We start from the raw sequence: 11,484 nt of genomic DNA on the forward strand, positions 1-11,484 counted from the left end.
ATTACTTTACTCATAGATTATACTGTTTGTCCTAACCACCTTGGCGATTGCTATACCTTGAGAAAAAATATTAACAAAAAAGTGACTCTAATATCTAGAGTCACCTACAAATAAGCTGATAATTTAGATGTGTGAAAGTTTACTTCTTGGCTTCAGCAATTGGTACCCATTCAGTGTGGAAGGTTCCGGGCTTATCAAGACGCAGGTAAGTATGTGCGCCAAAGTAGTCGCGTTGTGCTTGAGTTAGATTTTGAGGCAAGCGATCGCGGCGATAGCTGTCAAAATAATCCAAGGATGCGCTAAATGCGGGTACTGGAATTCCCAGTGTTGCAGCTGTTGCTATCACTTCCCGCCAAGCTGTTTGTCTGTCGAGAATTGTCTGCTTAAATTCAGGAGCTAATAACAGGTTAGGCAAAGCTGGATTTTCGCTAAAAGCCTTCTTAATCTTATTCAAAAAGCGAGCGCGAATAATACAGCCACCTTTCCAAATCCGCGCCATTTCGCCCAGATTCAAATTCCAGTTATATGTCTTGGAAGCTGTAGATAGCAGCGCCATCCCTTGAGAGTAAGAACAGATTTTTGAGCAATAGAGGGCATCGCGTACTTTGTTGATAAAGTCCTTGGTTTGCCCGTCATACTTGCCAGTGGGGCCTGTGAGGACTTTCGATGCTGCTACCCGCTCCTCTTTAATCGAAGATATAATCCGGGCATTAACTGCTGCTGTAATTGTGGGAATAGCGACTCCCAATTCCAATGCAGTTTGCACAGTCCAGCGTCCAGTTCCCTTTTGACCTGCTGCGTCAACAATCAAATCCACCAAGGGTAGATTTGTTTCTGGGTCAATATATGGGAAGATATTCTTCGTAATCTCAATCAAAAATGAATCGAGTTCATCGGTGGTGTTCCATTCAGCAAACACATCGTGTAGCTGATTATGGTCTAATCCAGCGACATTTCTCAGCAAATCGTAGGCTTCAGCAATTAGCTGCATATCGCCGTACTCAATGCCGTTGTGTACCATTTTGACATAGTGACCAGAACCACCAGGGCCAATGTAGGTTACACAAGGGCCATCATCGACTTGGGCAGCAATTTTGTTGAAAATTGGTGATAGAAACTCGTAAGAGCTTGTTGTACCTCCAGGCATCAGAGATGGGCCATTCAGCGCCCCTTCTTCACCGCCACTGACACCCATACCAAGATACCGAAGCCCAGCGGGTTCTAATTCCTGAGTGCGTCGTTCCGTATCTTCAAACCAAGAGTTGCCACCGTCGATAATGATATCGCCTTCCTCTAGCAAGGGTTTGAGTTGAGCAATCACCGCATCAACTGGCTTCCCAGCTTGTACCATTACTAGGATTTTGCGGGGACGTTCCAATAAGGCAACGAATTCTTCCAACGTAAAGGCGGCTTTGACGTTCCGTCCTGTAGCACGCTGCGCCATAAACGCATCCGTTTTTTCTCGGGAGCGGTTGTAAACTGCAATTGGGAAGCCATTGCGCTCCACGTTGAGAGCGATGTTCTCACCCATAACGGCTAATCCAATCACACCAAAGCTTTGTAGTGTCATAAAAAATTTCTGGCTAACTCTTGCAGATCCTTTTACCTATAAGGGTAGTCCGAGATTTTCGCCGAACTCCTAAAGAAGACCTTAAGAGTTGATATAAATGACAAAAATCCACAACTAACACGGATAATTAATTTTAAATTGTATCTAAATCAACAATTGACTTGCAAAATTTGCAAAATTGAAATAATTAAAGGATGCAGTAAGGAGTAACCAAATAATGCTGGCATATGTCCTAGCTTTGGTGGTCGGTGTTGGTAGTTTAGCCATTTATATAGCAGCTTTCTTTTTCCCAGAAATCCACCGCAAGAATGATTTTATCTGGAGTGGTGTAGGGCTGTTCTATGCTTTAGTCTTATGGGTGTTTGCACCACGCATTTCTGGGGGGTTGTTGCTCGGTCATGTAGCTAGTGTGGCTCTTTTGGTCTGGTTTGGCTGGCAAACTCTATCATTACGTCGGCAACTGACCCCGCAGGCACAACAAACCCAAATACCCAGTCCTGAGACGGTGAAAACTGGCATTCAGGAACAGGTGAATAAGTTGTCCCTTCAGGAACGGCTGGGCCAGTTGCAAAAAGGTCTTGGTAGCACCTTCGGTGGCGTAAAAGACAAGGTGCAACAGAGTGTGAGTAAAAAGTCACCCACAACCCCCAAACCTGAAGACATTATCTCTGTTCTGACTGAGCAACCTGCTGTTGAGATTATCGACAAAACTATTGTCATACCAGAAAAACCAGCTTCGGAGACAGTTACTACTGACACCAAAGCAAAAATTGAGACTGTACCGGAAGCGATTCCACCACATCCCCCATCTCCTGAATTGGTGGAAGCAGCGCAAGCAGATGCTGACATTGAGGACAAGCAACCGATTCCGGTAGAAGAAATTGCTCCAGATGCGGTACTTGCACCCCCAGCAGAAACGCCATCGGAAGTAATACCGCCTAATCAAGCTAGTTGAATTCTGTGAAACCCAATGTTAACCTAATTATGATGTTGGGTTTCACTTAATTTGTTTTAATGTTCTGCCACAAATCTGCTGCAACAAACCTAGATAAATGACCAACATTAGTTGTTGCGATCGCAACATCTGCAACATTAAGAGTTATAGCCTGGGCTACTAAAATTATGTCACCGTCAATTGTCTTGTCACCAGCAGTTGGTTGTCCTTGTTGACGAGCTTGTGCCCAGAATAATGCAGCTTGACGCATTGCAGCTGTTGTGATGGGTAGATATTCTAGAAGTTGACTTAATTCATCTAAGCGAGCAATACCTTTAACTTTGTTTGCTCGTAATAATTCTCGCCGCACTTCATAATCAGCGATTTCAGGAATTATAACTCGACTGCCAGAGGAAACAAGTAGTTGCAACCATTGGGTGCAAGCAAAGCTTTCAGGAGACAACTTTGGATTTGTGACTAAACCTAGTGGCCCTGCATCTAACAGAATAACCTGACTCACCAAGTTATACCTTTTAACTCAACAGGGAATAATTTACGATCAGATAAACGATCCTCATCTAAGGCATGAATTAAGTACTCTCCTGTTTCTTGCTGCTCATCAGCGTCACCTTCATCAATCCAAGACTGAAGCGTATTGACTAACTTAGACTGTTTATCTTTTGGCAGAATATATTCTTGCAAAATCTGCAAAGTATATGTTTCAACAGAAAGCCCTTGCTGTTTAGCTTGTTGTGCAAGATACTGTTCTAATTCTGGTGGCAAGTTAAGGGTTAAGGTCATAAGCATTTTTTGAGTGACACTATACATTTTACCCTTGACAATGCATCCATAAAACTGCAATTTCGTAGAGTGGGTTAGCGACAACTTAAAATACAATTAATGACGGTACGTTACGGTGCAAATTTTGGTAAATCTGCTAACACTATGTTACCTTGTACGCCTAACGCATACTACAAATTGAATATTTTTTTAATTGCAGGTTCCTCACTCGTAAATGTAAGCTGCTCATTTAACCTTGCAGCAATGCCTGAAATCTTGCATCATGCAGAATACTATCAAAATCAGGGTTAAGTTTTGCTTCCCTACGACATCGACGAGGATTGAGATTAATTGCTTGTTGTAGGTTTTCAATGGCTAAATCAACATCATTTTGTAAGGCGAAATAGGAAGCTTTGCTGTAATAACCACTCTCATCATTAGCTTGTAGTTCTAAAGCTTTCTCGCAACTAGCCAGGGAATCTTGGTAACGCCCTGCACGAGCCAGGACAATGCCCAGGTTAGCCCACAAAAGCGGATATTCTGGTTGAATTTTCAGAGCTTCATTGAGGTTAGCCAACGCTTCATCATAACACCCCAAGAAGCTCAAGCTCAAACCCTTGTTGCTCAAAATCTCAGGAACATCGGGTTTAATCTTTAAGACCTGATCACACATAGTAATTACCTCTTTATAAGAATGTAAGAACATCAGTGTTACAGTTATGTTTGTCGATATATTAAGGTCATCATCTTTAATTGCTAAAGCTTTATAGAAACTAGCAAGTGCTTTTTGATAATGCTCTAATTCTGCCAGTACTGAGCCTCGGTTGTTCCAAGCCTCGCCATAGTCATCTTTAATTTGCAAGGCTTTATCGTAGCTATTGAGCGCCTCTTCATAACGACCTAATTTTCCCAATACATTGCCCTGGCAAAAATAAATTATGGGATTATCATCTTGAATTATTAAGGCTTTGTTATAACTCACGAGCGCTTCTTCATAACGATCTAGATTATCCTGCTGATCACCTAAATTTAAAAATAGACTACTGCTGAATTCAGAATAACTATCAATTGCAATTTTTTCAGCCTGCTCTGCTGCCCTCTGTAGCAAATCAACTTGCTGATTTGGTTGACTACGTAGAGATTTGTACAACAGCCCGGCATGTTTACCCAGTCCATCTTCCAAAAAGTCAACTTGACTAAAACAAGGTCGTAATCCTGCCTCTATTTCTTCTTTAGAGGGGCCAATCAGATTCTCGTAGTTAATTTTATATTTAGCTGGATTTTCTGCTAACATCATCCAACTAAAGAAAAAGCCCAACTTTATGCTTTTCAGAAACTTATTAGTTGAATCGGGCAAAAGGCGATAATTCTCTACTGCTGCTTCTGCGACAACTGCGGCGAAAGGAATCATTACTACTTCAAGTTGTTTAAGATAGCGAGAAGCAAAGAAATGGGAAAGAAATTGACGCTGACCCTCATCTCTTCTCGCAAAGAGAGCATGATAGAGAAATTCAGCAGTGTATTGACGCCAATCATAGTTATCGTATTTATCTGGATCAGGGCTATCTGGAGCAACTTCTTGGTTAGCTTGTTGCTCAAAATATGTGGCTAGCAGTTCATGGGTTTCACGAAATCGCGTTCTGTCCTCATTACAAAATGACAACCGAAAAATATTACGAGCTACATCATCCAGCCGATAGTGACCTTGAACAAACTCAACAAAATCGCACTTTGTTAGCCAATAAAAACAGTCGATAGTTACATGAATACCAGTTTCAAAGTCTATTCCTTGCTTTTGCATCAAGTACTGAATCAACGACCGATCAAACCAACGACAACAAGCGGCTAATTGTACTATCTGTTTTTGATTTGCATTTAGTCCTTGCAGTAGCAGATCAGTAATTGCTTGGTTGCCACGGGAAAAGTCGTCAATATCTCTACCTGCTTCCTTCTCTCGTCTAATCCAGTTGAGATGGTAGGGTAAGCCTTGAGTAGCTTTATATATTTTCTGAATATCTCCAGATTTAGTAAAGCCAATATGCTGAAGATATTCCTTAGTTTGTTCTTTGTTGAATTCATCTAGCCGTTGTTCATAGATCAAATCCCGATCCTGTTGCAACTTCCGCCAACTTTCTTTTTCTAGTAAAGAACGTCGTCCTGCCACCAAAATACGTACACTATAAGACTTAAGAGGCGTATCTTCTAACAAATACTGCCAGAGCCAAGTGTCAATATCTGACGGTGCCTTTTCATAGGTATCTAAAACCAGTACAATCGAGCGCTTGTGTCTTTGAGTTTTCTGGATCAACCCTTGAGCAAATGCATGAGTCAACTTGGGTATTGGTTCCAGCATCAACTCTTGAAGCTCTTTGTCGTTCTTCGTTGCTGGATGCTGTTGCAGCAGTTCTTGTATACGCTCTTTCGTGGGTTTGAGTGCCTGTGATGCATCTGATAGCATTCCCCCAGCTTTAACCGTAGCATCCAAACCTAAACTCAATGCTGTTCCGTGATCTCCGAAGTAGCCTGCACCTGTGGCTAGCAGTGTGGCTGTTCCTAGTTCAAACCAATCTTTAACCGTATTTTGTTGCTGTGTATCAACTGATTTACCTTGTACAGGTTCAGTTTTCAGCTTGTAAACAGTTTCCTGATACTGCTCATAAAGTGATGTAAAAGGGTCGGGTTTAGGTAATAAATCCCTTCGCCAGAGTCCGGTAGGTTTTGGTAATAGCTCATAAAGCTTTTCCATTAGCTTCAGTGGCGTTTCAATACCTGGTGTCAGCCCAAAGGAAACCTCTGCAAAGTCAGCTTGCAATTCGTGTGTCTGTTTTACTTGTTTGAGGACGGTAGTTTTACCAACTCCTCCAAACCCATAAACCTGAGACAGTAGTGGGTTAGACTCTGGAAATTCCAGTGCTTTGGCAAATTTAGCTAGAAAGTCATGAGCCTGTTTGCGAGAAATGTAGTAAGGTATTGGAGTTGTCATCTGGCAATGAAAATACTTGGTCAGATGTATAGATTTTAGCGACTCCTACTTTAATTCAACATCTCAAATAGCTTATTTCAAGGGATTTTCTAAAAATTAGATTGAACCATTGTAATTTTTAATGCTAAATCTGAGCCTTTCAGGATAACAGGCGAGCGCACTACCATCAGACATAACTACTTCACAGCTTGGTTAAGTTGTACCATGAACAGCGATCGCTTCAATATCGAATTTGGACTGCAAAACGGTACAACCTACAATTCATATCTAATTCGGGGCGAACAGACAGTTTTGATTGATACTTCTCACCAGAAGTTGGCGCTCCAATTTCTGGAAGGGTTCGTATGCGATCGTTTTTCTAAGCGGGTTGGGAAATCCGGCTTCTCTATCAAAACCGGGTTTTTAAGTAATTTTTAATTTATTTCTGGACAGTACAACAGGGCAATAAAGGCTTATTTACAACTTCTTTAATGTCTACTGAATTCAATAAATCTTCCTAATATTTCTGAACTTCGGGATCATTAGGACGCTGGCGGCGTAAACATGTGTGCTATTTTGTGGCAAGGCTGAGGTAGCCTTCTGACTTTTGTCCAATAAGATTGCCGACTTTTTTAAGAAGTCGGCAATCTGAGCCTTTGGATTTTCACTAGTCTAAACTTGATAGACTATTGACTTTTACCTGTTCCCTAATGAGGTACAGCTAATTTTGCATCGGCTACCTGCTGGGTATTATCAGCAACAATTTTGCGGAAGAAATCACCTTCAATAGTCTCCTGTTCTGCTAGCAAATCTACTAAACGCTCCAAAACTATGCGGTTTTCTTGCAATAGTTCTTTTGCCTTGATGTAAGAACTATTGACAATTTCGCGTACTTGTGCATCAATTTTGGCGGCAATTTGCTCAGAATAGTCTGATTTATTCATCCAGTCGCGTCCCAAAAATACCTCTGCACTCTGATTTTCTAAGGACAATGGGCCTAATTCTGACATGCCGAACCGTGTCACCATCTGCCGTGCCATCCCTGTTACGTGTTGCAAGTCATTGCCTGCACCTGTGGTCACTTCTGGTTTACCAAAAACGATTTCTTCGGCGGCGCGACCACCCAAAGTTGCAGTAATCCGGGCTTTGAGTTGGGAACGGGAAATTAACCCCTGTTCTTCGTTGGGAGTAAACCAAGTTAATCCTAGCGCTTGTCCCCGTGGGATGAGTGTAACTTTCTGCACAGGGTCATGCTCTTTGAGCAATGTGCCCACTAAAGCATGTCCAACTTCATGATAGGCAATCAAGCGCTTGCTCTTGCTGTCTACTAAGGCGGTACCTTCCATACCTGCAACAACTCGATCTATAGCAGCATCAACTTCTAAAATGGTGACAGCTTCTTTGCGCCTCCTAGCGGTGAGAATGGCGGCTTCGTTGAGTAAGTTGGCTAAGTCTGCGCCAGTAAAACCAGGAGTGCGGCGAGCGATCGCTTCTAATGATACGCTAGGATCAATTTTTTTATTCCGGGCGTGGACTTGCAAAATTTCCAGTCGCCCTTTGAGATCCGGTGGATCGACCATCACTTGTCTGTCAAAGCGTCCCGGTCTGAGTAGCGCTGCATCTAAGACATCTGGGCGGTTAGTGGCAGCAATAATAATGATGCCTGTGTTACCTTCAAAACCATCCATTTCGGTGAGCAGTTGGTTGAGGGTTTGTTCGCGCTCGTCGTTACCGCCACCGATACCAGCGCCCCGTTGTCTACCTACTGCGTCAATTTCATCGATAAATATTAGGCAAGGAGCATTATCTTTAGCTTTTTTGAAGAGATCGCGCACACGAGATGCACCGACACCAACGAACATTTCCACGAATTCTGAACCGGAAATACTGAAGAATGGTACACCTGCTTCACCTGCGATCGCTTTTGCTAGTAAAGTTTTACCAGTACCAGGGGGGCCAATTAACAGCACTCCTTTGGGAATACGTGCGCCTACAGCCGTAAATCTTTCAGGCTGTTTGAGGAAAGTAACAACTTCTTCGAGTTCTTCTTTAGCTTCTTCAACCCCAGCAACATCTTCAAATTTCACTCCCGTTTTTGCCTCCATTTGGAAGCGAGCTCTGGATTTGCCGAAATTCATCGCTTGGCTAGAAGCATTAGTAGAGCGCCGGAGGAACAATAGCATTAAAGCCAGCAGGGGCAAAATCCACATGAGATTGATCAACAGCCCAACAGCAGCTCGACTGTTAGCAGAGGAAACTTCGCCAAAATCAACATTCTTATCTTTGAGTATGTTAATCAACTCTGTGTTTTGTGCCAGAAGTCTCACCTGTTGCGGTGGTGTATCATCCTTTTGCCCCTTGAGATAAACCTTTGCTAGCTGTTCGGTTTCGTCAAGCTCTACTTTTTGGACTTCTCCCGCTTTTGCTTTCTTGAGCAAGTCGCCATAATTTAGAGGGGTATTCTCTGCTTTTTGTGCCAAGACAGGAGTACTCCCGAAAATTCCTGGCAACATAATCAAACTAGCTGCGATTGCACCAACCCAAGCAACGCGCTTTGACGACTGCCTATTTATCAATGCTTTTTTTCCCAAATTTGTCATAATAACTACCCTTTGTCTGCTGGCACAAGTTGAGCTATGGTTTTATGCCTATTCTTCTAGCAAAAATTGTCATAACTGGAAATTACACTTTTCTTATCTAGTCTAACTTCCACACAAAACCATTCCCAAGTTTCTTTCGGCTATTGCATGAAGTTGAGCAACCTAGATCATGATTCTGGCTCCTAACTCCTTTTTGAAAAAATTTTCCGGGAGATTTTAATTTGACACATTCCGACACAAATCGCTAAAATAAGCATAGTCATAACGATTCCGCTTTTTAAATAAATCTGGTGATAGTAGCTAGTTAATAGTTTGTGGGTTAATTATGGTGAGAATTGTTGGCATTGGTGGTAGTTTAAGGCCCAACTCCTATACCCAGCTTGCTTTACAAGTAGCAGTGCAAAGGGTTGAAGCTGTGGGTGCAGAGGTAGAAATTCTCGATTTACGGCAGTTGCAGCTACCGTTTTGCACTGGCGCAAAGGAGTATCCAGAGTATCCAGATGTTCAGCGGTTGCAAGATACAGTCAGCCGCGCCGATGGGTTAATTTTAGCGACACCTGAGTATCATGGCAGCCTTAGTGGTGTGCTGAAAAATGCCTTAGATTTGATGAGCTTTGAGCAACTGTCTGATAAAGTGACAGGACTAATCAGCGTCTTGGGTGGTCAGTCTAATAGTAATGCTTTAAATGACCTACGGCTAATTGTCCGATGGGTACATGGTTGGGTGATTCCCGAACAAATTGCGATCGGACAAGCTTGGGGTGCTTTCAGTCCTGAAGGCAAGCTAGTAGATGAGAAACTCTCTCAAAGATTTGATCAATTTGCTCAGAGTTTGGTTGATAATACTCGCAAGCTGCGGGGCGTAAATTAGTTATAGGGTGGGCAAAACTTTGCCTACCCTATTCAACTAAACTTAGGGATTTCCAACAAATAAACTATCCAATCTTGTGGGGCGGGCATCTTGCCCGCCTTTGCTTACGGGCGGGTGAGACACCCACCCCACAAGAAATTATTGGATGTTTTTTTGTCTCGTTCCCAGTCTCCGACTGGGAATGCATTCCGAGAGGGCTGCCGCCTCAAGACTTGCGGCAGAGCCGCAATGAGATACATTTCCAGCCTCTGGCTGGAAACGAGATTTTAAAAGGGTTTTGGCTTAACTTGATACCAATGGTGAGACACCCACCCCACAAGAAATTATTGAATGTTTTTTGATTTGTCAGTCCCTTAATGGTGGTGATGGTGGTGATGGTGATCACCTGCTAGTTGAGGATTAACTGCCAAAGTTTGGTCTGACAACAGCTGTGCAATATAAGCATCAGCCCATTGCGCCGCCATCGCCAAAAATTCTGGGTGGTCGTTGACGCAAGCCATTTGCACGTAGTTCGTACCAGGATGCTGTTTTTCTAAAGTATGGATGATATGGTGTACATCCAATAAAGTTTCGTGGTTTTCTGTAGCAAAGCCAATTGGCATAAATATCACGACTTTCGCACCCAATTGAATCAGGTTATTTGCCGCTTGCTCTGCATTTGGCTGTGTCCAATCAATTAAAGGTGTATCGTGATTGAGCCAACCCACTGAGATTAAGGGATAACGATTAATCAACTTATCCCGAACCAAATCATACATCGCTTCACTTTCGGCAATCCCAGAAGTAAATCCTTTGGCTTTATGGGGACAGCCGTGATTCATTAACACAATGCCGGTTTGAGAAGGTAGATAAGCTGCTGCTAACTCAGCAATTTTCTCCTCAACTAGATGAGCCATTAAATCGATGTAGGCTGGTTCGTTGAAGAATGAAGGAATGTAGCGCTGTCCTTTAATCCAGTGTTCTTCACCATCAGTCAACTCAACGAGAGCGTTGTTAACTTGCTCGATCGCAATACCACTAGTAAAGATAGAATCAACAACCAGCAGTGGGTAAATTAGCAGCTTATCGAAGCCTTGGTTTTTGATTTCTGCCAGGACTTGATTAGGTAGGAAAGGGGCGCAGAAGTTGAAAGCCTTGAAAACTTGAACATTATCACCCCATTTTTCTTGTAAATGCTTCTCAATACCAGCACGTTGCTGTTCAAAGATGGCATTGTGTGGGGAGATAAAATCGTGGTGTGTATGTCCCCACTCATGGCGGTCAAATAGCGCCAAAAGTTTTGCCAGGGGCGGATAAATCCAGGTTGGTACTGGAGCAAATTTTGCTGTCAGTAGATTTAAAGCCTGTTCGTTATAGTTGGCGAAATCTTCGTAGCTTTCGACTTCGCCGTAGCCCATGAGCAGTACGGCTACACGGTCTTTACCTGATAATTGCTCGTGAGTATGTTGTACTTTTTCCGGCGTGGCAACCACAATGAGTTCCTCAATATAACCAAAGTGCAGAAAGATATGAAGTTAGGGAATAGTTGAACATCCCCCCTACTAGTAACATATTATCCCATCCAGGGGGATAGGATAGGTGCAAAAATGAAAAGAATACATCAAAAGACATACAAAACTTACGTGGGGCATTGGGTATGCAAAATTGAGCCAATGCGCCATCTGCTATGTTGCAGGAATAGCGAAAGCGGTTAAGATGCCGAAAAGCTGCGTTATAGCGGTTCTCGGCCCTTGTGAGGTACAAGAACCCCACCCCCCAACCCCCTCC

Annotated in this window: 9 protein-coding genes; 3 read left to right on the forward strand and 6 right to left on the reverse strand. The window is 42.9% G+C overall.

The window, feature by feature from the left end; translation table 11 throughout:
* Positions 1-139 precede the first annotated feature (139 nt).
* Positions 140-1,570, reverse strand: coding sequence for an NADP-dependent phosphogluconate dehydrogenase (gene gndA / locus HWQ41_RS06355; protein ID WP_292760773.1), 1,431 nt, complete (start codon positions 1,568-1,570; stop codon positions 140-142).
* A 217-nt stretch (positions 1,571-1,787) separates the two neighbouring features.
* Between gndA and HWQ41_RS06360 the strand changes: the two genes are divergently transcribed.
* Positions 1,788-2,525, forward strand: a complete 738-nt coding sequence (locus HWQ41_RS06360) for a Ycf66 family protein (protein ID WP_292760774.1) — start codon at positions 1,788-1,790, stop codon at positions 2,523-2,525.
* Positions 2,526-2,571: 46 nt separating this feature from the next.
* Here the strand turns inward: HWQ41_RS06360 and HWQ41_RS06365 are convergent, their stop codons facing one another.
* The 3 genes from HWQ41_RS06365 to HWQ41_RS06375 form a co-directional block, all read right to left on the reverse strand.
* Complete coding sequence (locus tag HWQ41_RS06365; RefSeq protein WP_292760775.1) at positions 2,572-3,024, reverse strand: nuclease; 453 nt, start codon at positions 3,022-3,024, stop codon at positions 2,572-2,574.
* A complete protein-coding gene (locus HWQ41_RS06370) occupies positions 3,021-3,305 on the reverse strand; it encodes a hypothetical protein (RefSeq protein ID WP_292760777.1) in 285 nt (94 codons plus the stop codon). The genes HWQ41_RS06365 and HWQ41_RS06370 overlap by 4 nt, the downstream gene beginning before the upstream one ends.
* Positions 3,306-3,534: 229 nt before the next feature.
* Positions 3,535-6,267, reverse strand: coding sequence for a tetratricopeptide repeat protein (locus HWQ41_RS06375; RefSeq protein WP_292760779.1), 2,733 nt, complete (start codon positions 6,265-6,267; stop codon positions 3,535-3,537).
* Positions 6,268-6,471: 204 nt separating this feature from the next.
* On the opposite strand from HWQ41_RS06375, the gene HWQ41_RS06380 reads away from it, so the two are divergent.
* Entirely contained in the window at positions 6,472-6,684 is a 213-nt protein-coding gene (locus tag HWQ41_RS06380) for a hypothetical protein (RefSeq protein WP_292760787.1), read from the forward strand.
* Between the two features lie 269 nt (positions 6,685-6,953).
* On the opposite strand, the gene ftsH is transcribed toward HWQ41_RS06380, so the two are convergent.
* On the reverse strand, positions 6,954-8,846 hold the full coding sequence (gene ftsH, locus HWQ41_RS06385; protein WP_292760781.1) for an ATP-dependent zinc metalloprotease FtsH: 1,893 nt from the start codon (positions 8,844-8,846) through the stop codon (positions 6,954-6,956).
* Between the two features lie 325 nt (positions 8,847-9,171).
* Here ftsH and HWQ41_RS06390 point away from each other — a divergent pair, with 325 nt between their 5' ends.
* A complete protein-coding gene (locus HWQ41_RS06390; protein WP_292760783.1) occupies positions 9,172-9,717 on the forward strand; it encodes an NADPH-dependent FMN reductase in 546 nt (181 codons plus the stop codon).
* A gap of 353 nt (positions 9,718-10,070) precedes the next feature.
* Here the strand turns inward: HWQ41_RS06390 and HWQ41_RS06395 are convergent, their stop codons facing one another.
* Complete coding sequence (locus tag HWQ41_RS06395) at positions 10,071-11,189, reverse strand: ferrochelatase (RefSeq protein ID WP_292760785.1); 1,119 nt, start codon at positions 11,187-11,189, stop codon at positions 10,071-10,073.
* Between the last annotated feature and the right edge of the window lie 295 nt (positions 11,190-11,484).

It is taken from the genome of Nostoc sp. NOS(2021) (assembly GCF_017115025.1).
Classification (GTDB): Bacteria; Cyanobacteriota; Cyanobacteriia; order Cyanobacteriales; family Nostocaceae; genus Nostoc.